24 protein-coding genes are annotated in these 26,897 nt (G+C 64.3%); 14 read left to right on the top strand and 10 right to left on the bottom strand.

Going from position 1 to position 26,897, the window contains the following annotated elements; genetic code table 11:
• The first annotated feature begins 44 nt into the window (after positions 1–44).
• The 4 genes from AOZ06_RS04345 (at position 45) to AOZ06_RS04330 (ending at position 3,619) form a co-directional block, all read left to right on the top strand.
• The gene (locus tag AOZ06_RS04345; RefSeq protein ID WP_054288237.1) at positions 45–305 is read left to right on the top strand and encodes a hypothetical protein; all 261 of its coding nucleotides are present in this window, start codon (positions 45–47) and stop codon (positions 303–305) included.
• Positions 302–880 (top strand): RNA polymerase sigma factor, encoded by a 579-nt coding sequence (locus tag AOZ06_RS04340; RefSeq protein ID WP_054288236.1) that lies wholly within the window; start codon positions 302–304, stop codon positions 878–880. The genes AOZ06_RS04345 and AOZ06_RS04340 overlap by 4 nt, the downstream gene beginning before the upstream one ends.
• Positions 877–2,298 carry a CBS domain-containing protein gene (locus tag AOZ06_RS04335; protein WP_054288235.1) on the top strand — a complete coding sequence of 474 codons (1,422 nt, stop codon included), beginning with the start codon at positions 877–879 and terminating at the stop codon, positions 2,296–2,298. The genes AOZ06_RS04340 and AOZ06_RS04335 overlap by 4 nt, the downstream gene beginning before the upstream one ends.
• Before the next feature lie 232 nt (positions 2,299–2,530).
• Positions 2,531–3,619, top strand: a complete 1,089-nt coding sequence (locus tag AOZ06_RS04330; RefSeq protein ID WP_054288234.1) for a hypothetical protein — start codon at positions 2,531–2,533, stop codon at positions 3,617–3,619.
• A gap of 154 nt (positions 3,620–3,773) precedes the next feature.
• Here the strand turns inward: AOZ06_RS04330 and AOZ06_RS04325 are convergent, their stop codons facing one another.
• From AOZ06_RS04325 to AOZ06_RS04315, 3 genes are read right to left on the bottom strand one after another with little or no spacing between them, the layout of a single operon-like run.
• Positions 3,774–4,625: a hypothetical protein gene (locus AOZ06_RS04325; RefSeq protein ID WP_054288233.1), complete on the bottom strand. Its 852-nt coding sequence runs from the start codon at positions 4,623–4,625 to the stop codon at positions 3,774–3,776.
• Positions 4,622–5,365, bottom strand: a complete 744-nt coding sequence (locus AOZ06_RS04320) for an AAA family ATPase (protein ID WP_054288232.1) — start codon at positions 5,363–5,365, stop codon at positions 4,622–4,624. The genes AOZ06_RS04325 and AOZ06_RS04320 overlap by 4 nt, the downstream gene beginning before the upstream one ends.
• 16 nt (positions 5,366–5,381) lie before the next feature.
• Entirely contained in the window at positions 5,382–6,269 is an 888-nt protein-coding gene (locus AOZ06_RS04315) for a radical SAM/SPASM domain-containing protein (protein WP_236952071.1), read from the bottom strand.
• Between AOZ06_RS04315 and AOZ06_RS04310 the strand changes: the two genes are divergently transcribed.
• Complete coding sequence (locus tag AOZ06_RS04310) at positions 6,207–6,920, top strand: DUF6283 family protein (RefSeq protein ID WP_335338361.1); 714 nt, start codon at positions 6,207–6,209, stop codon at positions 6,918–6,920. The genes AOZ06_RS04315 and AOZ06_RS04310 overlap by 63 nt on opposite strands.
• A 364-nt stretch (positions 6,921–7,284) precedes the next feature.
• On the opposite strand, the gene AOZ06_RS04305 is transcribed toward AOZ06_RS04310, so the two are convergent.
• From AOZ06_RS04305 to AOZ06_RS04295, 3 genes are all read right to left on the bottom strand, one after another.
• On the bottom strand, positions 7,285–7,644 hold the full coding sequence (locus tag AOZ06_RS04305; protein ID WP_054296408.1) for a histone-like nucleoid-structuring protein Lsr2: 360 nt from the start codon (positions 7,642–7,644) through the stop codon (positions 7,285–7,287).
• Positions 7,645–8,149: 505 nt separating this feature from the next.
• A complete protein-coding gene (locus AOZ06_RS04300) occupies positions 8,150–9,013 on the bottom strand; it encodes a hypothetical protein (protein WP_063810299.1) in 864 nt (287 codons plus the stop codon).
• Complete coding sequence (locus AOZ06_RS04295; protein ID WP_054288229.1) at positions 9,013–13,080, bottom strand: AAA domain-containing protein; 4,068 nt, start codon at positions 13,078–13,080, stop codon at positions 9,013–9,015. The genes AOZ06_RS04300 and AOZ06_RS04295 overlap by 1 nt, the downstream gene beginning before the upstream one ends.
• A gap of 1,280 nt (positions 13,081–14,360) precedes the next feature.
• Between AOZ06_RS04295 and AOZ06_RS04290 the strand changes: the two genes are divergently transcribed.
• Positions 14,361–14,567: a hypothetical protein gene (locus tag AOZ06_RS04290; RefSeq protein WP_054288228.1), complete on the top strand. Its 207-nt coding sequence runs from the start codon at positions 14,361–14,363 to the stop codon at positions 14,565–14,567.
• Between the two features lie 16 nt (positions 14,568–14,583).
• On the opposite strand, the gene AOZ06_RS59565 is transcribed toward AOZ06_RS04290, so the two are convergent.
• The gene (locus tag AOZ06_RS59565; RefSeq protein ID WP_225953139.1) at positions 14,584–15,105 is read right to left on the bottom strand and encodes a helix-turn-helix domain-containing protein; all 522 of its coding nucleotides are present in this window, start codon (positions 15,103–15,105) and stop codon (positions 14,584–14,586) included.
• A gap of 236 nt (positions 15,106–15,341) precedes the next feature.
• Here AOZ06_RS59565 and AOZ06_RS61905 point away from each other — a divergent pair, with 236 nt between their 5' ends.
• From AOZ06_RS61905 to AOZ06_RS04255, 7 genes are all read left to right on the top strand, one after another.
• The gene (locus AOZ06_RS61905) at positions 15,342–15,626 is read left to right on the top strand and encodes a DUF397 domain-containing protein (protein WP_417999934.1); all 285 of its coding nucleotides are present in this window, start codon (positions 15,342–15,344) and stop codon (positions 15,624–15,626) included.
• Positions 15,627–15,824: 198 nt separating this feature from the next.
• Positions 15,825–16,643 (top strand): helix-turn-helix domain-containing protein, encoded by an 819-nt coding sequence (locus AOZ06_RS04280; protein ID WP_157232814.1) that lies wholly within the window; start codon positions 15,825–15,827, stop codon positions 16,641–16,643.
• A 70-nt stretch (positions 16,644–16,713) separates the two neighbouring features.
• Entirely contained in the window at positions 16,714–17,580 is an 867-nt protein-coding gene (locus AOZ06_RS04275; protein WP_054288225.1) for an SAM-dependent methyltransferase, read from the top strand.
• 236 nt (positions 17,581–17,816) lie between these two features.
• Positions 17,817–18,404, top strand: coding sequence for a hypothetical protein (locus AOZ06_RS04270; protein ID WP_054288224.1), 588 nt, complete (start codon positions 17,817–17,819; stop codon positions 18,402–18,404).
• A gap of 638 nt (positions 18,405–19,042) precedes the next feature.
• A complete protein-coding gene (locus AOZ06_RS04265; RefSeq protein ID WP_157232813.1) occupies positions 19,043–19,747 on the top strand; it encodes a GNAT family N-acetyltransferase in 705 nt (234 codons plus the stop codon).
• Positions 19,748–20,034: 287 nt separating this feature from the next.
• Entirely contained in the window at positions 20,035–20,988 is a 954-nt protein-coding gene (locus tag AOZ06_RS04260) for a hypothetical protein (protein WP_157232812.1), read from the top strand.
• Between the two features lie 132 nt (positions 20,989–21,120).
• A complete protein-coding gene (locus AOZ06_RS04255; protein WP_157232811.1) occupies positions 21,121–21,834 on the top strand; it encodes a hypothetical protein in 714 nt (237 codons plus the stop codon).
• Between the two features lie 233 nt (positions 21,835–22,067).
• Here AOZ06_RS04255 and AOZ06_RS04250 read toward each other — a convergent pair whose 3' ends face one another.
• From AOZ06_RS04250 to AOZ06_RS04240, 3 genes are all read right to left on the bottom strand, one after another.
• On the bottom strand, positions 22,068–22,442 hold the full coding sequence (locus AOZ06_RS04250; RefSeq protein ID WP_157232810.1) for a hypothetical protein: 375 nt from the start codon (positions 22,440–22,442) through the stop codon (positions 22,068–22,070).
• Between the two features lie 1,078 nt (positions 22,443–23,520).
• On the bottom strand, positions 23,521–24,744 hold the full coding sequence (locus tag AOZ06_RS04245; protein WP_054288219.1) for a helix-turn-helix domain-containing protein: 1,224 nt from the start codon (positions 24,742–24,744) through the stop codon (positions 23,521–23,523).
• Positions 24,741–25,544 carry a hypothetical protein gene (locus AOZ06_RS04240; protein ID WP_054296407.1) on the bottom strand — a complete coding sequence of 268 codons (804 nt, stop codon included), beginning with the start codon at positions 25,542–25,544 and terminating at the stop codon, positions 24,741–24,743. The genes AOZ06_RS04245 and AOZ06_RS04240 overlap by 4 nt, the downstream gene beginning before the upstream one ends.
• Positions 25,545–26,289: 745 nt before the next feature.
• On the opposite strand from AOZ06_RS04240, the gene AOZ06_RS04235 reads away from it, so the two are divergent.
• Positions 26,290–26,691 (top strand): hypothetical protein, encoded by a 402-nt coding sequence (locus AOZ06_RS04235; RefSeq protein WP_157232808.1) that lies wholly within the window; start codon positions 26,290–26,292, stop codon positions 26,689–26,691.
• The last annotated feature ends 206 nt before the right edge of the window (positions 26,692–26,897 follow it).

Raw genomic sequence — 26,897 nt, 5'->3', positions numbered from 1 at the left:
CCCATCGAGGAGCACCGTTCGTGTTGCATGATCCCTTCAGTCCTGTGAGCACGCTCGACAACGTGGATGCCGTTCACGGTCGGGCACGCCGCGCGGGAATCTTCGACGTCCTCAAGGCCTGGGCGGACGGCCGGACCGAGGTGCGCCTCGAACGCGAGCGGCGCAAAACGCTGGACCTCGTGCTCGACCGGTTGCCGGACGGCACCGAGATGATCGACCGCGACGCGGCGGGGCGGCTGCGCATCATCCGAATACCGATCCGGACGGTGTGTACCGCGGTGGTGGTGCGGAGGTTTCACCGGTGACCGACACCGACGAGACAGGGGCATCGATGCCCACATCGTCGTTCGACGAATTCGTGGCGGCCAACCGCAGACGTGTTGAAATCGCGCTGTCTGCGCGATGGAACCCTCGGGATGTCGAGGACGCCGTGCAGGAAGCGTTCGTCCTGGCGCACGCGGACTGGGACGAGATCCGACGAGGAGGCTCGCCTGCCGGATGGGTGACCACCACAGCACGCCGACATCTGATCCGTTGGTCCCAGCAGAATCAGAATCACGACACGATTGTGCGGAACTCGTTCATCGACCTGATCGGTACGCAACTGACGCCCGACCGCCTCGACCAGGTAACTCCTGACCGATGCAGGCAGATCACCGACCGCGCCGCACTCAGGCAAGCACTGAGCACGCTCAAGCCAGCGTACGCCGAAGCGCTGGCGCTGCACCACATTCTCGATCACTCCATTGAAGACACCGCCGAGGCGCTCAGCGTGCCGGTAAACACCGCCAAAACACACGTGCGACGAGGTCGCCAGCAGTTGCGGGAAGCCTACGAGGCCCTGACAACTCTCCCGTCCACAGCAGGAGGTGCGTCGTGAACACTGACGATCTTGTGCAGGAACTGATGACCGAGCTCGGTCGCGTACGAAACGCGCGTACCGAAGCCGAGGCAGACGCACGCGTCATCGAGGCATGCAAACGCCCACGGACACGCGAAGAACAGCAGCGGATACAAGACCAACTGAACCTGCTCGACGCCGAAAAAGCCTGGTACAGACTGGGAGTCGTCCTGAGCGCACAAGGCGCGTGGACTGAGGCTGCCCAATGGTTGCGCAAAGCGGCCGAATGTCACTACGGCGACGCGTCGATTCGCCTGGCCAGGGTTCTGGATCGGCTGGGTGACACAACACAAGCCGCGCATTGGCGAGCCGTCGCCGACGACGCCGGCTTCTGCGATGACGACCTTGACGACCTCGACGGCCTGGCGGAGCAAACAGCACTAGTCCCGTCACACCAGCACGCCGACACCGACGCGCCGACAACCACACCTCACCGCCCGGCAGCCGATGTCACCGGACCTGACCGCACGGCTGTATCGACTGTCGACGAAGGAGTGCATGTCAACAGGGCGGAGGCCGACCCGGGAAGCATCCTGATACGCCCCCTCACCACGCTGGAGACCGGACGTAACCTCCTTGTCACGGGAACCGGCACCGGGAAAACGCGACTGATCACCGATCTGATACGTCGTTACGTTGCGTCCGCAGATCCGCTCACAGAACACGACGGATCCTTGCTGCTGCCCACTCGCCCACGGCTGATCTTCATTTACCATTCGACTCTCGCTGGCATGTGCCTGCAGTGGCCGAAGCACAGGCTCGACGCCATGTGGGTGGAACCCATCTGGGAGCGCGCGCTGGAGTCCTTCGATCCGGCTGTACTCGCCCATGATCCGCAATTACTGTCCACTTTCGACAGTGACTGCTGGTGGGGAAGTCACACCGTGGTCGAAGATGCGATGACGCCGTGGAAGGACACCGTGACGATCCCCGATGGATCCACGGTCGATCACGCGCTAGGTATCGCTCTGCGACACAGCGTCCGCCGTATGCCAGTGGTCAACCACGATGGCCACGTCACGGGGGTCGTTCACTTGGACGATCTCGCCCGCGAGCTCCACGAACACCGTGGCACGCCGTCCATCCGGCGAGTCGAGTCCCTGCAACGCACTCCGGCCTACGCATCGGCTCGTAGATCAGCCGGTGACGTCGCCGAGGCCATGCATCAGTCAGGAGTACACACCGCTATCGTCCTCGACCGGCATAAGCGTCCTGTGGGACTGGTGACCCTGGGACAACTCAGGCGAACGCGCCCACACCACGAGGCGAACCTGTTCACGACGACGCAACCAGGCCTCATGCCCGGTCCGCGCGACACCACAGTCGCGCGACGCTTGCATGTCAGATCGCACATGTCCACGATCTGCGCGGAAAGGACAACAGCCCTTCGCCTCTAACCGATCGCCCCGCTGCACAACCCGGCTGAGCGCCCTCCGGCGGTCACCGATGGGTTGGGCTGGCGGCATGGCCGGGCCAGGTCAGGAGGTCACACTGCGCGGTCAACCAGCACAGCCATCCGTACAGCCAGCTCCTGACGCGGCTCCACCCAACCGCCAGGAGTCCGCGCTCCTACAGGGGGAGGTGAGGACATGTTGCGCCAGTACCGGTGGCGGTGTACAGGATGGGGTTATGGGTGACCTCGTGGACCGTCCCGTGAGCTTCGACTACGGGTACAACATGACGTGCCCTGCCTGTCCTGCGGTCACAGCACTGACCAGCGAGGAGTACCACCGGCAGGACAACGAGGCCCGCGTCGCGTGCGCGCACTGCGGATCTGACATCCACTTCGGCCCCGCGGTAATGACACTCCGCGACCCTGACGACCTGGCCTTGGACGATCACCGCTTGTCCGCCGTTGCCTGGTACCACACCAGCACCCAGGACAACTGGCCCAGCACCGCCCACGCCATGCCAGCCGTGGCCATGGAGTTCATGAGCAGGGTGATGTCCCCGGACGCGGCGCGGCGCGTCCGCGATCGTCAGGAAGACCAAGCACTGCACCTCGGCACCTACGAGACGGCGATCGAGTCGATGCTGCGCCGGATGAGCGACCAGGACGACGGCGGGTCACAGTTCTACCTCTACCGCGTGGCGCTGCGTCGCACCGACCTGGTCATCGAGCCGGGATGGCGCGACGAGAACCACGCCGAGGCCGCGCAGATCACCCAGACCGCGTTGGGCGACCTCGACGGTGTGCGGTACCTCAACGTCTACGAGTCACCCGGATCGATCTCACTCGCAGTGCGCACGTCTGCCATCGCCTGGGTCCAGCGCATCTCACTGCCCGCCAGCCCGCTCGACGTCACCATCCCGCCCGACCTGCTCGCCGAGATCGGCCTCCTCCGCGGCCGCCGCCGCGACATCGACCAGCTCGACGCCTCCCGACCGCCGGAACTTGATCCGCTGGCTCAACTGAGCCGCAACATCGCCGCCAGGCGCGGCCCCTCGTTCACGCAGTCACCGACACCACAACAGTCGGCCATGTCCGAACGAATCGACCAACTAATCGAGGACGCATGCCTCCCCGGCGTTTCGTTGCCGGTCCGTTCTCGATTCACCGACGCGCTCCAGCATTGGCGCGCGGCACAGAAGTCCACAGAGCACGATGACTACATCCACCGGTTCGCGGCGATGGCAGCAGCATTGACGCACCCCAGCGAGGTCCACCAGCTGCTTGACCACTGTCCGCGCCGAACGGTGACTCCCACACCGGCCTGACAGCGCGCCTCCCAAGCCAGCACGAATGACCACCCGCACCGCAGTGTCCGCGTGCAAGCGGCGATCCAATCCTGAAAGGTATACGACCTGCGCGTCTGCTCCGGCGAGACGCTCGACACTAGCTGTGCTGCCGACTGGCGAAGCCCTGGCGAAGTCACGACGCCACCAGCGCGTGTGCGTGGTGGGTCAGCGGCTCGGCGAGGTCGGGATAGTCGCCGCCGTCGATGCGACGCAGGAGCCGAGCCACGACATACAGCTGCGCGACCCGTCCACTGGGGGTGTCGAGAACACTGGCGAACTGGTCACGGATGCGCGCGGCGACGTCGGGGACGAGCAGGCTATAGCACAACAGTGTCGCCGCATCGAGTCCTGCGGGCGCTGTTCCCCATAGTTCCCAGTCCAGGACGCCGAACCGGGGCCGCATCAGGTTCGCCCAGTGCAGGTCGCCGTGCGCGGTGGCCCAGTGGGCGACTGTGGTGTCGACGTCGTCACCGAACCGGCCACGGATCCGGTCGTCGACGCGCGCCTGGTCGGCGTGGACGCGCTCGGTCGGCGTGGCGGCGAGCAGATCGAGTGACCGCCGTAGGGTGGCCCACCATTCGATCGAGGTGTCGACCGTCGCGCGCAGGACGTCACTGGGCGAGCACGGTTCGCCTGTCAGTCGGGTCATCAGTTCCGCGCGCTGCTCGCGCCAGCCGTGTTCGGACCACTCGACAACGTCAATTACCTGGAATTTGACGATGGTGGTGATGGCGTTGGCGTCCCGGTTGCCCGTCCACGCGTACCCCCGCGCCCATGCGGGCTCTTCGGACACCACCCGCAGCCAGCACTCGCCGCGGTCGCCGTGGACCGGCATGCCGACCGACCGCAGGCGCCACCCGAAGACCGGTGGCCCGGTCACCGTCACCGCGAAGTGCTCGGCCGCCCGGGCGGCGTTGTGCCGCTGGAAGTTACGGAACGTCGCGTCACCGTCGACGGGTGCTTCGGGCGCGAGGTAGTCGGTCATGAGCCGGTGAGGTGGCGCAGATAGGCGGTGGGATTGTCGAGGTAGCGGCGCCAATGATCAACCAGCTGCAGCTGCGACCACTTCGCTCGGCGCATGCCGTGCTCGCCCACTTCGATGATGTCCGCGCCCGGTGTGGAGGCCAGGATCGGCGAGTGCGTCGCGCACACCACCTGCGCCCCTCTTTCGCCCAGTTCGTGCATCAGGGCGACCAGGTGCAGGCACGCGGTGAACGACAACGCCGACTCCGGCTCGTCCATCACATAGAAACCCGGTTCGCGGAACATCGACCGGAACACGGCCAGGAATCCCTCGCCGTGACTCATCTCGGCCGTGTTCTCCTGCCAGTAACCCGGCACACCACCGAGATTCTCGGTCATGCTGAACGCGGTCTCGGCGCGCAGGAAGAAACCCTTCTTCTTCAGCCGGGGACCGGCCAGCATCCGGGCACCCTGGGCAGTGGTCTCCAACCGCAGAACCTCACCCAGAGGTGTCCTGGTGGTGTCCGCGGCGCCTGCCTTGCGTGCCGCGCGCCCGCCGCGGGCGTCCAGTGTGAATCCTTCGGCGATGGCCTCGACCAACGTCGACTTGCCTGAGCCGTTGTCGCCGACCAGGAACGTCACCGGATGGGTGAATTCGATGCCGCGTTCGACCACCTCGGCCACGGCTGGCACCGTGTAGGGCCACTGCCGGAAATGGGGTGGGCGTAGCCCGTCGGGGACGTACGCGCGGCTGACGAACACTCACCTGCTCCTGTTCCTAGTCGTAATTCGGCTGGCACCCGCCGTTCGGACCGCACGGCCCGGCACCCGTGGGCCAGCATGACGGATGGCACGCCGGGCCACAGTTCGGGCCACACTGCGGATCACACGCCGCCCTCAGCCTCCCAGCGAACTGCCGGGCCAAGCTCGCCACCGTCTCGGCCATCGGCCGCCCGGCCAGGACGTCGGCGAGCGTGTCCTGACGGACATTGCCCACCGACAGCCAACGAGAGAACACGCACGGCCAGACCTCACCCATGGGCGACACCGCGACCTTGCCCCGAGCGCACTGCCCACACAACTGGTCCGCGTCCGGTCGACGCCCGCCTGCTCCCCTGCCAACGCCACGCAGATGATCGATGCGTACCTCGCCCCGCACCCCCAGTGCTGCGAGTTCTGTGCGTGCCTGCTCGACCCGTTGACCGTCGCGCACGTCGATCACACCCACCCGCAGCGGAATCGAGCGACGCACCGCTGTGGCGATATTCGCCCTGGTCCGGCCATGGCTACCACGGCCACGGGTGATGGCCTCGTGCTGATCAGCTTGGTCGGTGTAGTAACTCGTCGCCAGCTGGACACCCGGCTGGGCGAAGACCTCCCACATGCTCGGCGACACGTGCACCAGATTCGTGAATACCTCAACGCGGATCCCGTGCCGGAGTGCTCGGGCGATGAGACCAGGCAGACCCGGGTGGAGCGTGGGCTCACCGCCGATGAACTGCACCATGCCGACCCCCAAGCCCACCGCCTGGTCGATCACACGCGCCCAATCCTCTACGGTCATCGCCCCGTTCGTGCCGAACGGACCAGAGTCCGCATAACAATGTGTGCAGGTAAGTTGGCACGTACCGGTCAGCTCCAGCCACATGAACGACAGCTCTTCCACGCAACGCCTCCGCGTTGTCTCGACGACACCACACTGAAAGGGGACAAGACACCGTGGTCGTGGGCTACCGCCGACCGAACGACAGCGACTCAACCCTGGTGGCGCATCGGCGTGTCAGTGGCCAGCAGGAATTCCCCAGGGACGGCCAGTGGTGATGGCCGCTTAGGCTCCCCGATGGCGGCCAGACATGTACAGACCGTTGCGTCGGGGCCGTCTTGTGGCGTGCCGGGAGCACTTCGTGGAAGGTGGGAAGCTGTGAGCTCTGCCTCGTACCGAGCACGTCCATGCGCACAGTGCCCGTGGAGGACTGACGCCGACTTGTCGCTGTTCAGCGACGACGACATGGTCAAGCTCGAACGCGCCGATGGCTCACCTGGTGGTGAAGCAGCGCCGTCCGCACCGGCGATGTCATGTCACCTAGACCAGCCAGGAACGGCGCACGCGATGCGGCTGTGCGCTGGCTGGCTCGCGGTGGTAGGCCCGCATCACCTGGGGATCCGCATGGCGGTCATCGCGGGACGACTTCCGGAACAGGCTCTGTCGGTCGGCCAGGACTGGGCGGAGCTGTTCGCGAACCTCGACCAACTCGTGGCCGAGCGCGGCGAGCAGATCGCTGTCAACGGCGCGGCTAAGAACACCCTGCATCGTTGACCGGGCAGGTGCCACATGGTCACTGATTCGCATCCGCAGCGAGATGCTGCCCGGCGCGCATCCACGGCCGAGTGGTGATCGGAGTGATTACTCGGTGCAGAGCAGACGATCAGTTCGAGCCACGACGGAGCCCGAGTATCGCAGGCTCGTGGAGATTCTGAGTCGCGGTGGCTGGCAGTGCACCTCGGCAGACCAGCCGCACGGATCGACACTTCGGTGACCCGCGGTCGACAAGCCAGACCGCCTGGCCGCCATGGTGGCGCCCCAGCCCATGAGACACCGCGACACACCGCCATCCCGTGAACGCACGACGCGCGGCAGCGCCACGACGGTCCGGGACAGGACTTGAGCTGGCGGTTGGTCGCTACTTCCGCTTCTTACCGGTGTGCGCGGCATCGAAGGCCTCGATCACGGTGCTGGGGATGCGTCCGCGGTCGGAGAGGTCATAGCCGTTCTGGCGGGCCCAATCCCGGATCGCCTTGGTCTGTTCCCGACTGACCGGTGGCTTCGCTCCACCGGGAACAGTCCCGCGCCTGGCCCGACCGCCGACACGGCGAGCGCTCTCAGTGAACTCACCGATCTGCTCCCGCAGCTTGGTCGCGTTGGACTGGGTCAGGTCGATCTCATAACTGACGCCGTCGACGCCGAACGTCACGGTGGTGATGTCATCGGACGTTGAACCGTCCAGGTCGTCAACGAGCTGAACAACGACTTTCTGAGCCATGGTGACGCCTGCCTTCTTCCGTTCGGTATCGCACACATGCACGCACGACTGAGCATGATCTTGTCAAAGCATAGATCTCCCCACACATTCGACACTGACCGGCGGACCGACAAGGCGTGCCGCATACGACGGCCCCGGGCTACAACGGATTAGGGAGATCACTCAGAGCCCTTAGCTGGTAGGCCCGTCGGTCGAGTCTCCCGTGCTGAGATCGCCGCACGCCCCCGTCCCTGTACGAACAGCCGGCATGAAGTGGTCAAGGGGCGGCCCGGCGCGCGTAGGCATCCGTCCGGCCAAGTTCAAGCCGGTCAGCACGCGTAGGCGCGTCACCAAGACCACCGCTGCGGCAACGACATTGCGACGACAAGCGCGGTCACGTCGCACCTGCGGCGACCTCGTGTGTACGACGGATGCCGCAAGCTGCCGATGAGCGTGGAAGGCGCCGACAAGCGGCGCACCTTCTCCGACGCGGAGATCTGAGAAACCACCGAGCCAGCACCACCGATTATACGGTTTCCTCATTCGCCGCTTGGGAGACCACGAGCTTGTCGAGGTCATTGAGTAGTGCCTGTACCGGGGTCCAGCACATGGCGACCGTGTCCGCGTCCGGGGTGAAGTCGGTCTCGAACTGCCTGCGCGGGTGGATGTAGTTGCGGAACTCCCGCACGGGGCGCATGAAGTCCTTCGCGTCGAGCTGGACCAGTCCTCTGTCATGGGCCGTGTCGAGGAGCAGTTCGAGTCCTGCGCGATCGGCCGGGATCTTTCCCTTCCTTCCAGTGAACCCTTCCCGGAGCAACTCGGGGTAACAGCTGGTGAGCACCGAGTACAGGAGCCCTTCGACGAAGCTGCCGATGCCGAAGAGCGCGAGGAGGTACGAGCCGCTGGCCTCTGCGAACTGACTTTCCCTGACGCGGGAGACCAGCATCTGGATCAGTTTCTCCTCGCGGATCAACGTGCGCAGCCGTTGTTCCACGTCCTCGATGTGGAGCACGACTTTGACTGTGCCGTTGCTTCCCAGCTCCCCGACCACCGGGCGGCCGCCGACGTAGCTGACCTCGAGCCTCTCCAGCTCGAGTACCTCGTTGACCGCTCGGCGGACGTCCTCCGCTGCCGCCGCGCCCTCCAGGTACTCGATGGGGTCACACAACCGGCACAAGAAACGCTCGATGTCGGTCCGCGCGTCATCCCGTTCGCTCAGGGCATCGACCAGCCAGCCAACTCTGGGCGAGCCGTCGTAGTCAGGAGGGTCGCCCCAGCCGGCGTTGCGGAGAAGTCCTTCGATGTCGCGGCCGGTGCGCTCGTACGGGCCGCCCTGGTCGACCACGATCTTGGCGAGCCGTTCCACGGTCTTGGGGTCTAGCGGAAACATCATGCTCCCTGTGCGTCGAGGCGCTGCTGAGCACGCACCAAGGCGTTGCCGATGCGCTGTTCCATCTTGGTCGTGCGCTTGCGGAAACCGATTTCGTCGATGGCTTGGCCGATACGGGTGTCACGATCGACCTGCAACCGGTCGGTGAGCAGCCACCGGCACAGCTCGACCAACTCTCGGTCGGAGTAGTCGTCGGTCTTCGATCGCCGCGGCTGCGAGAGGAATTGCGGGCGGGGACCACGTTCGACGGCGATTTGGTGTGGTCTGGACGGGGGCGCGGTCGTCGCCGGAGTAGGAGCGACGCCCCGTTCCGCGTCGAGCATGGCCTTCTCCCAGTTCTCCACGATCATGGCGGTCTGGGTGGCTCGGTCGCGGAACCACTCGCTCGCCCACACGCGGTGGAATCGCCATCCGAGGCGTTCCAGGTGCTCCTGGCGGAGCCTGTCGCGGTCACGAGCACTGCCCAACTGGTGATAGGTGTCGCCATCCGCCTCGACGGCCAGCACCATCCGTCCGGGCTGGTTCCTGTGTCCCAGGGCGAAGTCGATGCGGTAACCGGCCACGCCCCACTGCGGGGTGACCGGGACGCCGGCATCGACCAAGGCGTCGTGGATGCTGCGTTCGAAGCCGTTCATCTCCTGGTTGCCCTGGGCGCCGACGAGGCCCAGTGAGCCGCCGTTGTCCGCGAATTCCAGGTACTGGCGTAGCAGGTCGGTTCCGATCCGGAGCCCGGTCGTGGGCATGTCGAGCGGTGAGAACGACGCGACGATATCCATCCGTTTCCGCGCCCGCGTGATCGCCACGTTGAGGCGCCGTTCTCCCCCTTGGTGGTTGAGCGGGCCGAAGGCAGTCATATGGAGCCGACCGGTGGTCGCCTTGGCGGCGCCGAGGCTGAAGATGATCGCGTCGCGCTCGTCACCTTGGACCTGCTCGATGCTTTTGACAAACAGGCGACGGCCCGCTCCCTGCATGCGCCCGTTGAATTCCGCCAGTTCGTCGTGGCTGGCGGTAGCCTGCCGGAGGGCGAGTTCGATGCGCTTGGCGTGCGGGCTGCCCATCGTGATGATGCCGAGGGTGTCCTCGGGAGTGCTGCGAGCGTGCGTCAGCACCAGCTCGATGACCTTGTCCACCTCGGCGTCGGCAGACCCGTCACGCCCGGGCGCCACCCGCCCGTCGACCTGGTGCAACGACAGAGGGCTCACTGCCTGACAACCGGGGAAGGTGATGAGCTTGCCCCGGTAGAAAGCCTTGTTGGAGAAGGCGATCAGCCGCTCATCCTGACTGCGATAGTGCCACTCCAGCATCCGGGTGTTCGGGATGAAGGCACTCAGGCAGGCGAGAATGGACTCGAAATCCCGGACCTGAGGCGTATCGGCAGCCTCGTCGTCCTCGTCGTCGTCCGAATCGCCGCCACCGAGAGCTGTTCGGAACCAGGCACTGGGCGGCAGCTGGCGCTCGTCCCCCGCGACGACGAGCTGCGCGCCGCGCATGATGGAGGTCATCGAGTCCTGCGGTTCCACCTGGCTTGCCTCGTCGAAAACAACCAGGTCGAACAGCCGCTGCGCGGGCAGGAGTCTGCTAACCACGATCGGGGACATCGCCCAGCACGGGCGGGCGGCGAGCAGAACGTCCGGTGCCTTGGCGACCAACTTCCGAAGGGGCATGTGGCCCCGCTTGCGCTTCGCCTCGGCACGGACCACGTCGTTCTGGTCCGGATGCGCGTCACGCGCTGCACGCAATCTCTCGGCGACTCGCCTGCGCACGCGCTGGGCGTTGAGCTGGAAATGCGAGGTATCGAACGCCCGGAACTCGGAGACGAGATGGGAATGATGCAACCCCGCGAACTGACCCAGGTGCGGAATGCGCACCCGGTACTCGTCAAGCAAGGAGCTGTACCAGGAGTGGTGGAACATGGTGCGTGCGAGTTCGGCGTCCGCGTCCCGCTCCACCAGCACGTCCAGAAAGCGCCTCATGCCCATCCCGACGAGTCGATCGGTCAACTCGTTGAGCAGCGGGATCTGGAAGAGGAAGTCCCGCTCCTCATGCAGCCGCCCGACGTGCGCTGTCACCTCCTCTTCCGACCATTGGTCGGGTTCGGTCAGCTGCGCTCCCATCGCCACAGCGGCCAGTTGGTCACGGGCCTTGGCGATCTCCTCAAGAGTCTTTCTGAAACCGATGACTTCTTGCGGTGCGCCACCTCCGGCCGCCATCTCCCGCCACCGGTTACGCTGGGTGAGCGCTGCGCTCAGCTCCGCGTGCAGCGTGCGCCGATTGCACTTCCCGGCCGTGCGGAGTTTCCCAGCTTCCTTGCGAAGACCGCGGAGCTGCCACCATTTCAGCGGCCGTGGATGAGCGGACCTCCACCTGCGGTCCCCCGTGGCGAAGCAGTAGTCCTCGAGCTTGTCGCCGAACACGTCCTGGTTGAACAGGCCCAGCGTGCTTTCGACCTCACGCAGCAGCTGCAAGACCTGTTCCCAGCCCGGCAGGTCCGTGGGACGCTGGAAGCCGATCTGCCCGATGAGGCGGCGCATCCGGTCCTGCGCCTCCGGCCACGTCTTGGCATGCAACTCGTCGAGCTGCACGATCACCTCCTGCACCTGCTCAGGCGTGCGGATCTCGGATTCCGACCAGGCGGACCCACCGCGGTGGAAGCGGAGGCCATCCGAGTTGATGAACCTCATGAGGTCATCGTCCACCCGCTGAACTGTGTCGCCGTGCAGGTCGCGCAGCTCGGTCCCGCGGAAACGCACCGGGTTGCCGCTCCTGGGCGGCAGGGCCAAGAGGGTCTTGTAGACAGAGAACGCCGTGATGCCCCACGGCTCGATCGCGGCGTGCAGGGCCCGGTCGTGGTGCAGCAGATGGTCGCGTCGTTCGGTCAACCGCTCGTGCAGGCCGTTGACGTCCGCGGGTGGCTCTTTGCTCGCCCTGTCCAGCGACTCCGAGACTTGTTGAGCGACCCGCCGCTTGTCGATCTTCTGCTGATGGAGGTCGAACACCAGGTGGCCCAGGTCGACATGTTCCAAGCGGTTGGTGACCGCCTCGATCGCGGCGCGCTTCTCCGCGACAAACAGCACACGCCACCCCCTCGCCGCCGCGGCGGTGATGATGTTGGCGATCGTCTGGCTCTTACCGGTTCCCGGCGGGCCCTGGATCACGACATGCTGACCGTCCATCACCGCGTTGACAGCGCGCTGCTGGGACGAGTCCGCGTCGAGGACGAGGAACTCGTCTCTGAGCACGACCTCATCAGGCCCGACCGCTTGGTACCCGCCCGCCGTCTCACGCAGCTGGCGCCTGGCCAGCTCGTAGCCCGCCGTCGCGGCGATGACGTCATGCGATGCCAAGAGCTCCGCACAATCTTTGAGCTCACGCACCATCGGCAGCTTGTCGAAGCTGAAGGTGCTCGCGAACTGCCGCTCCTCGAACTCGGCGGTGCGGCCGTGCCCGGCCACGACATCGCTCAGCGCCCGGTACACGAGACCCGCGTGCGTCGAGCGGTCGTCGTTCTCCTCGATCATCGCGTTCAGCTCGTCGGTGAGCTCTTCGACGTCGAGATCGATGCCGTGCTGGCGGTTGAGGGCATACAGCAGTACTGGGTTGACCTCAGGAACTCCGACCAACTCGAGCACATAGTCCGTCTCCGCGGCGGTGCGCGGTGTGATCGTGAGCGGTTGGAGCACGAGAGGCGCACGCAGAGGCTTGACGGGCGTCGTGCCCTTGGTCGACGTCGGTTGCAGCAGAAACAGGCCATGGGCCCACTTGCCCACGTCGTCGACTCCTTGTTCCTCCTGGAAGGTGAGCATCCTGCGGCGCAGGTTTCGCGCGCGCTGGCAGGCAGCCGCGTGCGCCTCACCAGCGGCCACCAATGTGTCCAGCCTGGTTTTACGACCTGCGAGCAGTTGCGCGACGGCGTCAGGAGCAGCCTTGGTCAGATCAAGGCTCCACGTTTTGCTGTCGCGGTAGTACAGCAGTGTGTTGTTGGGACCGAAATCGATCAGGTCATCCGCCCACGACTCCGCTTTGGCTCTAACAAGATCAACCCGAGCACGGTCGGCACCTATCGCCACCTGCCCTCCCCTTCGAACGCTGCTATCGGCGCGTCAACACCGAGCCCGCACAGCACAAGCGAGCCGACCAGTATGCCGAAGAAAGACGCAGCAAGACAGCATCCAATCAGGGCACATGAAGGCGCACGATCGGGGCAGGTGTCAAACCGAGAGTGCGAACGTCACGCGTACGCGGAGAAACCGCCGTGCTTTGGCGGTACACCTCACGCGGCTCGCAGCTGCGACTTGCTATCGACTCTCGCGCCGAATGGCGCACTTCGCTCACCGCGTCGCCATCGTCCTCGGTAACACAGTGGGCGCCTAAGGTTGGGCGAGTATCGTCGGTCTTCGGACGGACCCAGAGTGACACCTCATGTGAGTTCGAGGCGATCGAGATACGAAAGCGTGCTGTTGAGACAACCCATTTCGTGTTTCGACCGCAGTGCGTGTACACCTCGACGCCCGCACGCGCATTGGATCATGGCGGTACCGGAATATTCCAACACCACCAGTAGGGGAATATTCCGACAACAGAGCAGATACGTCTCGCGGCTGATGATTCGCCGAACGGCAAAGAAGCGGTGCGTTCGACTTGATCAATGATCCGATCTGCGAGGATCAGCGCACCGTGACCGCAGAGACCGCGTCCACCCGGATAGGTTCATCACATCGGGCATGCCTTATGCTGTCCGTCATCTCTTCACTCAGCCATGGGGTGAGGGGATGTTCTTGGAAAGCAACCATTTGGGTGACGTTTTTCGTCGTGACCGTGGATTGGTACCGACCAATTTTAGGCACGGTTAACCCACATGGCCGAATAGTCGAACAGAAACCCACCACCGCTCAGCGCGCCACAGCAGCCGACTAACGGAACTCAAGGGGGACCGGTGTAGACCCAGTGATTGGACGGGCATACTGACAAGGCCGCGGTGACGACGTGGACTGGATCGCACTCCATCACCACCCCGTCACCGCGACAGACGCGAGGAACCAGCAAGTGATCAGTTCCCCACCAGATGTCGCATTCCAGGTCGCGTAACCACGAAAGGAGACATCGAGTAGTCATGATAAGTGGCTCGACGCCTGGCGTACCAGGTGCGGGTGGCCCTTTGTTGCCACCCCTTCGGGTAGGACACCATCGAGGTGAGCAGGAGCCTCCAGTGGGGCGACGGCGCCGTCACAGGGGCCGTCGTGCTCGACGGCGGGGAGCAGTTGGCCACGACCTCGCGTCACCGCGCGGGCACCTGCGGACGATGTGTGGCGCCCTGGGTTCTCTCGTCGCAGCGTGCCCAGGTAGGTGGATGGCGTGGCTGTGGGTGTGCCTGGCTGGCCACGTGCTGGACGGGTGGGCAACCACGAGTCGGGCTATCGCGTTATTGGTCGTCATGGCCGGCGCGGGTGTCGGCTTGGTCGCGGCCCTGGACGCCACTCAGACCGCGGTGCTGGGCGCTGCGTTGAGTACGTACATGCTGCGCAGACGGGTCCGGCGCAGGAACACCGCACGCTGAGGTCACGGGCCAGACGTCAAAACCGTGATGGTGGGCCGCTCTCACCGCTGCGCGATCGTAGGGTGACCCCCTCGTCGAGCAGCAGCGCTCGGACCGTGCTGTAGGAGCAGCCCGCGAAGTCCGCCAAACTTCGGATACTCGCTCCCCGCTGATACCGCTCCACAAGAGTCTCAGCGAGCGCGTTCGGGCGTGCCCCACGGTCAGGCAGTGATACGCCGGCGTCGATCAGGTGTCGGCGTATCACTCGACGATCGATTCCCGTCTGCCGGCCCAGGTCCGTGATCGTCGCGCCCCGCAGGTACCGACGTGCCAGTTCGGCCGCCAGGCTTGATTCGTCGGTTCCCACGATCGGTCCGTCGTCGACCTCCACGCCCGCTTCCTCAAGCAACCGGCGAATGGTTGAGGGCCGACGTCCCAGTTCCGCGGCGAGTTGGTGGATCGACGTGTCGCCTTGACGAAACCTGCTGGCCAGCGATTGCGCCACCTCGTGGCGCCGTCGACCTCGCAGCGGCTGCGGCTGTTCACCGCGTGGTGCCATCAACGTCCTCCTGGCAAACCGAGAGCCGCACCGTGTTCCCCGGCCGGCCGACGCGGCCTTGCGGGCCCATGCCCGAGCGACTAGCCGACATCCGGCACCAGTCCGCTCGCTCGTAACGAAAGGAGCAACACCCACGCAGGATGTCCAGCGCCTAGTCCTGAGCAGGGAAAACCAGGGACTGCCCGGCGCACGCCATACCTCTTTTCCACTTGCGACAGGAATATTCCTAGCGCAGGATGAATGGTAACGCGATGGAGGACTCTCCAATCGAGGGGGTAGCCATGGGCACAACCCAGGCGCACCGACACAGCATGTTTCTCATGGGTCAGTGGAAAGCCGCGACAGCCTGCGGCCCCAACGGCGGAAACTGTGTGGAAGTCAGCCGCGTACTCGATGAACACATCTGTGTGCGTGACTCAAAGCGACGCGACGGCTCAACACTGGTCTTTCCTACCGCCAACTGGCTCAAATTCATCGACGCCAACAAACCGGCAGTAGCACTCCGTACGCCGGTTGACTGATCGCAACGGCCAAAAAGGTGACACAGCGACGCTCTCCGCCCGGCACATCACCGACCACAAGATCGCGACGTGCCGCGCGGAGACGTACACTGAGTGGTCCCATTAGACTTCGAGAACAGGTAATGTGTGGCTCTTGTGAGTGACGACGGGCGCGCAGCCGGGACGGAGAGCCGGACGGCATCCCGCGAGCTGGGAAAAATGATCAGAACTGCCCGCAAGCGGCTGGGGTACACCCAGGAGCAGCTCGGCACAATGATCGGCTGCACGCAATCCAAGATCGGGAAACTCGAAATCGGTTTTCGGGCCATCTCCCTCAACGATGTGGAACCACTCATCGTGGCGCTGGAACTTTCCGATGACGACGCTCAGTCATTTCGACACCTTGCTCGAGTGGCGGCAAACATGCGCAATGACGAATCCACCGGAACATGGCCAAGATGGTTTACCAAGTATCGAGATCTGGAAAGCACGGCAACAAGAATCCGCAGTTGGACTGGCGAGCGGCTGCCAGGCATTCTCCAGTCTGAGCTTTACATGCTGGCAATGTTCGGGGCTCCGGGCAAAGATCCCGATGTGTCCGACGTCATCCGCGGACGGCTAGAACGCCGACGAGTACTCGACCGGGCTGACCCACCGGAATGCGAGTACGTCTTCAGCCCTGGTTTCCTCTCCCACCTCTGCGGCTCGTACCGACCTGGCGTCGCTTTGGACCAGATCGAGCATCTGATGAGAATCGCGGAGTACCCGTCGGTCAGCGTGTTGATCCTTCCCTACACCAGCGGCCTGCCGTGCAACCCAGGTGATTTCACCATCTTCACCGTACCGGGCACTCCGCGGCTGCCACCCCACGACGAGGCCTGGACCGAAAACGAGCACACCGGCAAGGCGATCCCCAAAGAAGAGGATGTGCGGACGTACCTCGTTAGGTGGAATGAGATACGGAACGCCTGCCTGGACGGTAACGAGAGCCTCACGCTCCTCGACAAGCATCGCGAAGAGGTCCGACACCAACCCTAGATACTGACCAGTAGCTTCGGTCGCTACACTGCCGCATCCAGCACAATCCGACGCGGGGAAGGATCACGCTGTGAGCAGCTCGGACGAGGACCCGTATCCACCTCAAGGAGTTGACCTCGATCATCCCAGCATCGCGCGAGTCTATGACTATCTGCTGGGAGGCAATACCAATTGGGCCATCGACAGACAGTTCGGCGACCGGGTCCTCGAGCGGTTTCCGTTGCTGCGGCAGATCGCGCGAGCCAACCGGCTGTTGCTGCACCGTGTCGTGCGCCACCTCGTCCGCCGTGGAGTTCGGCAGTTCATCGACGTCGGATCCGGCGTGCCCACCATGGGCCATACACACACCACGGCCGACGCGGTCAGCCCCGAGCCCACTGCAGTCGTCTACATCGACAACGAACCCGTCGCCGTCGCACATTCGGAAGTACTGCTGGAACAACATGGCGATCCCCGACGGCACCGCGCGATCTTCGGCGACCTGCGCGATCCCGAGCGCCTCTGGGAAAGCGTGCTCGATACAGGCGTCATCGACCTCGACCAACCGGTCGCGCTGCTGATGATCGCCGTCTTGCACGTCCGTCAGCCAGGGCCCGATGGCACCGATGTCGGACCCGCTGCGGTCGCGCGCTACCGGGACCTTCTCCCACGTGGGGGCTACCTGGCGATCTCGCACGTCACCGATGACGGCGTCCCCGACCACATCAAAAACCACCTGACAGAGCTCAAGGACATGTACGACAAGTCAGGAAACCCAGTCATCTGGCGATCCCGAACCGACGTCGAAGCCCTGTTCGGCGATTTCGAACGCCTCGACCCAGGCACGACCTGGACAGCCGAGTGGCACCCAGAAGAGTCGGCACACGATGACGAACCATTGTCGTTCGCCAAGCCCAGTGAGTCAGTCATTCTGGCGGGGGTCGCCCGCAAGCCATAACCGCGCGCCACCCAGAACACACGACGAACAGGCGCTCGCCACGGTAGCCGTCCCGGTGGCATCGTCAGCGAACCAACGGTGCCGTGACCAGATCACCCCCAGGCGTCACATCGCTGAGCGGCCTCGCTGACCGGCAGATAGCTACCCGAGCGCCTACCGGAGAAGGAGGCAGGCGGGCAAAGTCGAACTGCTCGGCCGTCAGGCACTCGCTGCGGGCGAGGAAGAGGGGCAACATCATGCAGCTGGCCTCGTTCATCGTAGCTGTCTTCGCTGCCGTGATCGCTCTGTCAGCGTTGGCTTGGCAGGCAAGAGCTTTTGTCCTGTCGGGTGGCAGAGTCATCGTCGAGTTCACTGCCAAGGTGGTCACCCGCACCATGTTTACAGCAGAGTTCGGGGAACCGACAGACCTTATCGCACTACTGAAGACGTTCAAGGAACCCAGTGCAGCGCGGGTGACGTTCGAGGTGACCGTGCGCAACGTGGGGCGGTTGCCTGTGCGCGTGAAGGAGTGCTTTATCGAGCTGCCGACCATACGGTCGGCGCCAAGTTTCGAGATCAGCGGGTCCATGAGCCGGGAAGGTGGCTCGCACAAGCTCGATGCTCTCGACGCCGTCACATGGGCACAAGACGGTCAAATGATCATCTTTATGTTATTGGTGTACCCAGAAGTGGCGCCGCTGCTGCCGTCGCTTCCTTTCCGGGCACGAGCGGTTCTTGCTACGGGGAAGTCGGCTGTTTCCAAGTCGAAGAACTTCGGACAGTTGGCTACGGTTCTCGACGCGACTCAATCGACCTGGACGTTGATGGGGTTGCCAGCGGAGTAGTCGTAGACCCACGCGTGGGCGAGCACCCGCTCGCGCGGAGTATCAGCGTGGCCGCGGTAGGAGCTGCTGCTGACCGCTTGCCATTTCGGCTGCGGTTCGCCCGGCCGCCGACGCGGCGCGGATCTCGCCGACGGGTGTCGTCATCGCTACCGCCTTAGTGCCTCGGCTCTCGCCAAGAAGGCAGGCAACCCAGCACCCTCAACAGCGGACTCTTAACCGTGATGGTGTTCTATCGGCGGGGCGCGCTCGTGGCCCAGGTCCAGTCGGCGTCGTGACGAGTCCGTCTGGCCGCGGTGGTGGAGTGGATGATGCGCGCAGGCGTACTCACCCCGCGCTGGACACCTACTGCGAGGCGCGACGGCATTTGACCGCGTGGATCTTCGTCCCGCCTTAATCCTCGCAAGATTGCAGGTCACAACGCACCGGCTCCCACGCCAAGCCAACTCTCCACACCGCTGGGCGCTGCGATCGAGCGTGCACCAGCCTCGACCGCAACCCCCAACTACATCCTCGCCGCCTACGTGGCCATCGGGACTTAACGCACTACCCTTCCGAGGAACGGCTTTGATGCCTCAGCTCGGCTGGCGCAGTGATCGCTGGCATCGACCGCAACGCCGACACGAATGAGAGAGCACCTGATGACCGACTACGCGTTCCCGAAGACACCGGAAATCGAGGAAGCGTACAGGGCTGCATACCGAGCGTTGGAAGCCCTTGTGCCCCCACGCACCGTCACCGCCGAGGGAGAATCTGACTTCGCCGAGGTAATGTCACAGTTCCGAATGTTGGTCGACAGCGCGGAGTTCGCAGTCGCCTCGCAGCTCGGTCCGGCCATCTCGTGGCGAGCGCCGCTCCGGGAAGGGGATTGGGGGCTGGTGCTGTCGGGCGTCGATCTTGACAACAAGGCATACGACTTCGGCGAGTTCCAGCTCGGCATAGATGCATTCGAAGGTCCGACCGGGAACTGGCACGGCAGCGCTCTGAACCGCGCTGGCATGGCGTACAAGCGTGCCGGCAGATGGGATCACCCGCCAGACGAGTCGGGCGTGTGGCTGCTGATGTTGGCTCCGGTTTCGGCGAGCGGCAGGGAGGACGGAACGTGGTTCTACAGCGGACGTCTAGCAGGGTTCGTGATTGTGTACGACCGCGACGAGGACGGCGCTTATGAGTCGGTAGGCCACATCTGGACGGCGACCGCGTGGCAGCGGCGCGGGATCGCACGGCGCTTGCTGGCTGAGGCCCGGTCGCGGTTTCCCGTCACAAGTGTCGAAGGACCGTACACTGAAGCAGGCGCTGCGTTTCTAAGCGCCTGCCCAGCCCCGAAGCCCCCTCCCCAAAGCTGATCACCGGAATTCGTTACGGGAACCACTGCAGGCGCCGTCGCAGAGTCTCCGTGGCGAGCCTGTGGGGCGTCAACACCATGGTGTGCGTGAACCTTGGCTAGCGTGGTCGACGGCCGCTGGTCTCGTCCCCTGGTATGGACAGAACCGTGAAGGAAGCAAGTAACGTGGGCTTCTTGGACTGGTCCCCGGTCATGATCACCGCCCCATCCCGCAAGCCATCCGCGGCGACGAGTTGGCCAGTGGCACAGTCGGCCGGATCCGGTTGATCGATTGCGCGGGGAGGCATCGTGGGAATCCAGGAGCAGGCAAAGTATTCGTCGACGCCGCTGGCACAATTCCTCGATGATCGCCTGCCCCATCGAGACGCGATCGTCGAATCATGGACCCACACCCTGCTGACGGCACCAGACGACAGCCCACGATTGGACAGAGAGCACGACAGCATGGGTTGGGCATTGGAACTTCGCTTGGGCCTCGACCTAGCCAACGCTCCGGCCCGACGACAAGAGCTGTCCTACCTGCCTATTAACCGTTGCACTCAACTGCTGACCGCAGCCGGATTCCAGCACGCCCCAATGGGTGCGCTGCCCGCCAGCGGCACGGTTGACCCGATCCTGCTGCACTGGTCGCGTACCCACCACCCGGTCTGTCTCGACGACGCTCAGCGTGCCGTTTTGACCACCTGCCTGGACCTTGCCTCGTTCCGCCAACCCATGCACCGATGGGGCGAAACCAAGACCGTAGACGCGCGACGAGCGTTCTTCGCCGCAATGGTCGGTGAGGACGAGTACGGCCACGACGCCCATCTGCTGGATGCCTTCGCCCACTGCTGGACGGCCTATCTCACACGCGGCCGTCCCCGCCTGACAGCGCTCGGCGACCGAGCGATCATCGCCCCGGAGCTTGGCAGCGGATTCGGCATCGCCGATCTCGTCATCGGCAATACCCTGGTCGACGTCAAACTGGCCACCCAGCCCACCACGACCGCCGTCCAGACCTGGCTACGGCAACTCCTCGGCTACGTCCTGCTGGACCACCACAACGCCCTCCGCATCGATGCAATCGCGGTCTACAGCGGCCACAACGCTCAACTGGTGACCTACTCCTTGCCCCGTCTCCTGGCCGTTGCCAGTCCCGGAACAACGCCGGATCTCAACGCACTCCGCACCGATTTCCAGCAGGCCCTTCGCACCGAGCTCGACAATTACGTAGCCTGGAAGGAACGCGAACGCTACCGATGATTGAATAAATCCTCACGCACCAACACGGGTCTCACCCCACGCTAGTCATCATGAATGAACTCGGTCGCTTGGGTACGGATCCTATCGAGCCGCTGGAGATAGAGCATCAACCGTAGTATTCACACTTCGTTGATGACACGCCAATATCGCATGCGACGCCGTGTCGTGATGTCACAACTCGCGATCCGACCCACGCGAATTCTGGCCGGTGCCACCGCATCCGCAGCGCTACCCGACCTCAAGACCACGGTGATCGTCGTCATCTTCTTCACCATCACCGCCGCCGTGATAGGCGGCACCGCATGGGGCAGCCTCACCGAGCCCACCATCGATGACGGCACACCCCACCGGCCCTCAACGATCCATCGCGACGGCTGGACACTCGCCGCCTATCTCCCAGCACCTATCCGCTGCGCAACCATCGTCTGCGGCCTGTTCCAGCAATGGAACGTCATTGCTCCCACCGCGGCGCTGGCTCTGATCGTGTTGACCTACAAGGGCGATCACGTCCCCGGCGCCGTCTGGAGCCGCTGGGTCGTGCGACGCATCCTGCTTACCCGCCACGGTCTACCGATGGAGATCGAACTGGAGAAGTCGCTGGAGGATGCCCGAACCCAAGGAATCCTGCGTACCGCGGGGACGCGCTACCGCTTTCAGCACGTCAAGATCCAGAAACACCTTGCCCAAGCAACTCGGCCGACTGACCAGCGCCCGCCACACCCAACCCCACCTCCAAGTCCTCACCTGAGACGCCATCCGCATGACAAGCAACACCCCAAGCAGGCTAAACGCCGCCTACACACTCTGCGCCCGATACACCACACCAGCGCGGTGATCGACAAGTGACGCCGAACCTCCTGTGCCGCCCGGTATTGGGCGTCACCCGGCAGGTGTGGGCCTCGCAGCCCGTCGAGGCACCACACAACGTTACGCCGGACAACACCATGTCGGCCTGTGGTCGAAGATGCGGCAGTGGCGGTACCTGGCTGGCCGGTCTGCCTCGTCCGACCACGGGGCAATAAGCTGCGTGTCGATAATGGGCGCGGCGCCCACCGTTGGCGAGCGCCGCGCAACAGCTCTCAGGTCCAGTCGATCTCCTGGCCGATGCTCTCGCCGTCCACGAGCTTCACTACCGTCCGGTGGGCATCAGCGATGGCACTCGACAGAGTTCGCACGTCACCGTCGGAGGCATGGATCTCTCCGAGCAGGTCGCGCAACTGCCGAAGAACGGTGACGGACACACCGACAGTCGGTGCTGCCGGGCGAGCGGACGAGTCCAACTCGATGACCAGGTGATCGATGATCGAATCGTCCTGTTCGAGCGGCACCGCCCGCACCGGAGTCTCCTCGGTGGCACCTGCGTCGCGGGCGCGGTCGACGAAGGATGCGACCTCGAAGAAAGGAGTCGATTCTCCCACAGTAACGTCGTAGCGAAACGCTTGTGTGAACGTCATAGGGCAACCCTAGAACGAGGTTCGTGGCACACCACGGCGGATCCAACTTCACTCGGGTAACAGGCATACGGTCGCACGTTTGTCACATGTGGAGCATGCGGATCGGTTCAACCGTCAACCCAGGATCCGGCGCCGGGCTGCGGGCGACCGCTCGCAAGGGCCTTACCCGTAGAGGCGGTCGGTGCCGCGGTCGAGGCGGACAGTGCGCTCCGTGCCGACGCCAACACCGTCCGGTCCCGCATCGTTATCATCCAGGTGCACCATGGTTGACGAGCGTTTCTATCCGAGGATGTCGCTACGATGGTTGGAGGCATGAGACTCACGACAACCGTGGTCGCAGCATGTGTTGCATTGGTCGGCATTGGTTTCTGCGGGTCCCGCAGTAGCCAACCCGGAAACACCCGAGATCCAGTCCCCACGACAGGGGTGTCGTGCGACGGTGACACTACAAGTGCCAGGCTGCGCTTGACTTCGGTGGCGGCAGGTGGGGTGGTTGAATGGAACGCCAAGGCCTGCTGCACCTGATTCACCCGGTCCCGGAGACACGGTCAGCGGTACCAAGCGCAGTCTGCGTCCTAGCGGATCTCGACAGGCGGTCTACAGCTGACGGCCACCCGATCGTGTTGGGTAAGCAGTTCAGCGAGATCCTCTCACATCTGGATGACGGGCCTGATCGTCGGCATGGCTCGTTGGGGCACGTTCAGGCCGCCTCCTCGGCTGGTCAACGCGCGGGGACTGGTCGACTAGTGCTTGTGCCAAGGATTCTGTTGGCATAGCGGTGATCTGCACGATGTTGGTGATGCAGTCGCGCACGGCCCACACAGCGACGTGGTTGCCCATCGCGCCGAGGACTTGGAGAGCCGGCTGGAACAGGTCACGTCGCAGAATTCGCTGTGATGACCGTGTCGGGCGGGTGCGACACAGCTGGCAACAGAAGGCGATGCGATCGCTGAAGCGGAAGCCGATCTCGAACGTCGTACCCAGCACACGCAACTACCCGTGGCACGGTCGGCTCCGATGTCAACCGAGGCGATGCGACGGCCAGGGCCACGGTTCCCGGACAGCGAGCCCACTCCCGTCAGTTGTGCGTTATCTTGACGGAATCCTGACGCGTCGCACTGTCCAACAGGGATACCACCTGCGCACTGTCTTGGTGGTCCGATCTCACTGTTGACTTGCCAGCATCGACAAAAGGGGCCACGGCCGGCGTTCGTGCGGTGACGGTTCGAAACAATGCAGGCGGGATGCGGCATTGCTCCACGAGAGCCTCTTCACCGATATCTTCCTGTCCCAGAAGCTCAATCGCTCGCGGCAGCAACGACGGTTGCTCAATGATGTTGATCAGTCCGGGTTCGCTGCGTCGCCATCCCCGTGAGGAGATCGTCGTCATCGCATTGCGGTAGGAGACGTCACTCAGCTTCCCGAGCCAGCGGGCGCGGTACAGCAGAGCCTGCATGCTGACGCCCCACTGTTCCTTCAGCTGTGCCAGAGTTCGCCACACTCCCCCACCCATGACTGCTGGAAGGAGGCCTCGAAGTTCGCTGGCGGGCATCAACAGCTCGGCGGCGAACCGGTGCGCTTGATCTTCGACAACGTGGCCACCTGGTTCAGCATCTGCGTGCATGACCAGGTGGCCAAGTTCGTGCGCGACATCGAACCGCTGCCGGTAGTAGTCCAACTTGACCGGATTCAGCACCACCACAGGACGCAGCTTCGTATCAAACGAATAAGCGTCCACGGACGCGGCTTGCGGTGGGCTGAACACGACGAGCACGCCGCGGTTCTCCAGGAGCCGGACCAGATGACCAGCGGGTCCCGTTCCCATGCCCCACTCAGTCCGAACCAACCGCGCAGCGCGCTCGGGCCCGTCACCATCGCGGTCGTCGACATCTACAGGAAGGCTAGGGAGGTCTGGCTCCGGGAACTCGACGTGTCGCTCGAGACTCGCCGCGATGTCGACCGCGACTCTGCCATACGCGAACGCTTGATCCCGAGCGAGCTGACTGGTCGAGCGCAGCGACCGGAAGTGCGGAGCGGCACTGATCGCCCCTACATCGTCCGCGCGAACCACGAAGAACCCCGGGTCTACAGCCAGGCTCAAGGCCAGCTGCGCCACCGTGGGAGCCGTTGGCCGTTTGGCACCCGACTCCCAGGCCGCCACAGCGGTCGCACTTTTGCCGACAAGTCCCGCGAGATCACTTTTCCGCAGTCCCGCGAGTTGCCTGGCCAGCTTCAGGCGGTCTCCATCGAACAGGGCTGCCGCGTCCGCGGTGCGGTGGCCGGTCTGCGCACGAGAACTCACGTGTTACCACTAGCATGATCTCCACGGCGCTCGCTCGCTGGGCGGCGCAAACGCACAGAAGCATCTGGCTCCGTGTTCGGCCCAGGCGGCAGCGGAGTGCTACTCCCGCGTCGGCCGCCGCCAGCGAGTTGCCCGTCGAGAAGGTTGTGCCGCCAGCGCCACGGCGGGCCGCCGTCGCCGTTCATTTGAGGGCTTCCGAGCACGAGTTCGTACTGCTGCGTCAGCGCAGACAGGCTATGACCGACGACATAGGTGGGCACGTCAAGCTGCCTGGAAGCGGCGAGCACTGCTTCCAAACCACCCAACTCCTCGGGAGGGCACCCTTCGAACAGGGTCGACTGCAGCGGGTACGGACCGCGTTGCTTGGCCACCTGCTGCTTGATGAAGCTTTTCCGATCCCAACGCAGTTTGTCGATCTTGCCGTAATCACAGGAAGCGAGCAGGAACCGCAGCCCGTCGTGCACCCAGCCCGGGCTACCGCTCAGATCCGATCGAATTACCAACGACGGATCGAGCCTCGGCATGGTGTCGATGTCGCGATCGGACAGTTTGTCGTACAGCTGATCAAGGTCCGCGTCGACATCACCGGCACGAACGGCGTATCGCTCGCACGAGAACACGCGGTCGAGCCGGTCTCGGAACAGCGTGTACCGGATGTTGCCGAGCAGAGCGTTGTCGTGACCGTCAGCCTCGGAGAACTCCTGCAGGGAACGGTCGACAGCAGACTGAAACGCCCACCGAACACCAGTCAGGACACCCGCTCGACCAAGTGACCCGATCACCACATCCTGTTCGATCACAGCCCAGAACATACACCATGACCAGTAAATGATGCGTCGAACTGAACCAGCATGGTGTGTCTTGCCGCCAAACGCACCCGTAGCGGCGAGTAGCGCCCGCGCGCGGGCTGCGCCCGTGGACGTGATAGATGGATCGCCGAGCACAATGGGCTGGAGTGCCGTGGAGGGTGACCGCTGGGTCCGGGTGTGGTGTGCGTGGGCCACGGGAGGTGTTCCCGTGGCCCCGGCGGGTCGTCTCGTCCCCGATGGCAGTGGGCTGGGCTCATGTCGAGCGTGGCGCATCGGGGGCGAGGCGGTGGTGATGCCTCCGGGCTGTCGATCCGGACGTCCGCGTCGAGGTTGGCCTCGACAATGTCATCGACGACGGTTGGCTGTGGGAGGTCCGGCCGCTGGACACGGTCAGAGGCCCATCTAGGTGGTTTGACCAGGCCCGTCGGCGGGCACGGCCGTCGGACGGGGTCACACTCGGCACACGTCGCCGTCGCGTCGTCACCTGCGAGCAGGATGATTCTTTGCGGGGTTGCCCTCGTTTCTCAGGCCGCCCATGCTTAAGCCACGTGATGCGGCCCAGTGCGGAAGGGTCAAGTGCCGGAAGGATTGGTGCACCGACGGTTTTCGGTTCGGCCGCACACGATCGCCCCGTGACATGGCCGACTGCGGGCGACTAGGCCAGTCCGGGCGCTTTGCAAGTAAGGACTCACGCCTGAGTATCGCGACCTGATCAATCTACTAAGGACGGACGACGGTGCCCACTTTGACGCGTTTCCGAGCAGGTCTGGTTGCCACTGCGGCGACGTTTGCCGTGTTGGGTGGCGGCGGGATCGCCAATGCTTCCAGTCAGCTTGAAGCCACCATCAGCCCCGCGACCGACGTGATCCAGCAGGATGATGGCCAGCTCGACCCCAGGATCGAAAAAATACTGAATCACAACGAGACGGTCGCAGCTCACGTCGCGTACAAGGCCGGCGAGGCATCTGCGTGCGACTTCCTCAAGAAGAAGTACGGCACCCTCGCGAAGGCAGCCTGCAAGAAACTCTATGAGGCCGCTGCCGTGCTCAAGGACGCGCCCGCGAAGAACCAGTGCCTGCGCGGATCCAGCACCAGTCACGAGCCATACGTGAAATTCCAGTATGTGCAGTGCAAGTGAGCCGTCAGTCGGACTCGCCCCGCACGGCACACCGCTCCTGATCTCCCCTGCCCCGCAGCCTTGACGGGGTGGAGGACCTTGGGTGCGCGGACGGGAACTCCTGGCAGGCCCGAGGCTGCTACAAGCGCTGCTCTGCCAGGAGTTCGCGTTGGTCAGGAACAGACCGACATGAGGACGCGCCGGTCAGGGGCATTCGTTGACGGCGA

This window comes from Kibdelosporangium phytohabitans (genome assembly GCF_001302585.1).
Lineage (GTDB): Bacteria > Actinomycetota > Actinomycetes > Mycobacteriales > Pseudonocardiaceae > Kibdelosporangium > Kibdelosporangium phytohabitans.
This window is presented reverse-complemented; position numbering and strand designations above follow the sequence as displayed.

Bases quoted from the DNA above. Each gene is read 5' to 3' on its own strand.
- AOZ06_RS04255 (WP_157232811.1), top strand. From the start codon at position 21,121: ATGACACGCCAATATCGCATGCGACGCCGTGTCGTGATGTCACAACTC.
- AOZ06_RS04325 (WP_054288233.1), bottom strand. From the start codon at position 4,625: ATGACCGACTACCTCGCGCCCGAAGCACCCGTCGACGGTGACGCGACG.
- AOZ06_RS04250 (WP_157232810.1), bottom strand. From the start codon at position 22,442: ATGACGTTCACACAAGCGTTTCGCTACGACGTTACTGTGGGAGAATCG.
- AOZ06_RS04270 (WP_054288224.1), top strand. From the start codon at position 17,817: ATGCAGCTGGCCTCGTTCATCGTAGCTGTCTTCGCTGCCGTGATCGCT.
- AOZ06_RS04265 (WP_157232813.1), top strand. From the start codon at position 19,043: ATGACCGACTACGCGTTCCCGAAGACACCGGAAATCGAGGAAGCGTAC.
- AOZ06_RS04280 (WP_157232814.1), top strand. From the start codon at position 15,825: ATGATCAGAACTGCCCGCAAGCGGCTGGGGTACACCCAGGAGCAGCTC.
- AOZ06_RS59565 (WP_225953139.1), bottom strand. From the start codon at position 15,105: ATGGCACCACGCGGTGAACAGCCGCAGCCGCTGCGAGGTCGACGGCGC.
- AOZ06_RS04305 (WP_054296408.1), bottom strand. From the start codon at position 7,644: ATGGCTCAGAAAGTCGTTGTTCAGCTCGTTGACGACCTGGACGGTTCA.
- AOZ06_RS04330 (WP_054288234.1), top strand. From the start codon at position 2,531: ATGGGTGACCTCGTGGACCGTCCCGTGAGCTTCGACTACGGGTACAAC.
- AOZ06_RS61905 (WP_417999934.1), top strand. From the start codon at position 15,342: ATGAATGGTAACGCGATGGAGGACTCTCCAATCGAGGGGGTAGCCATG.
- AOZ06_RS04290 (WP_054288228.1), top strand. From the start codon at position 14,361: ATGGCGTGGCTGTGGGTGTGCCTGGCTGGCCACGTGCTGGACGGGTGG.
- AOZ06_RS04300 (WP_063810299.1), bottom strand. From the start codon at position 9,013: ATGTTTCCGCTAGACCCCAAGACCGTGGAACGGCTCGCCAAGATCGTG.
- AOZ06_RS04310 (WP_335338361.1), top strand. From the start codon at position 6,207: ATGTGTGCAGGTAAGTTGGCACGTACCGGTCAGCTCCAGCCACATGAA.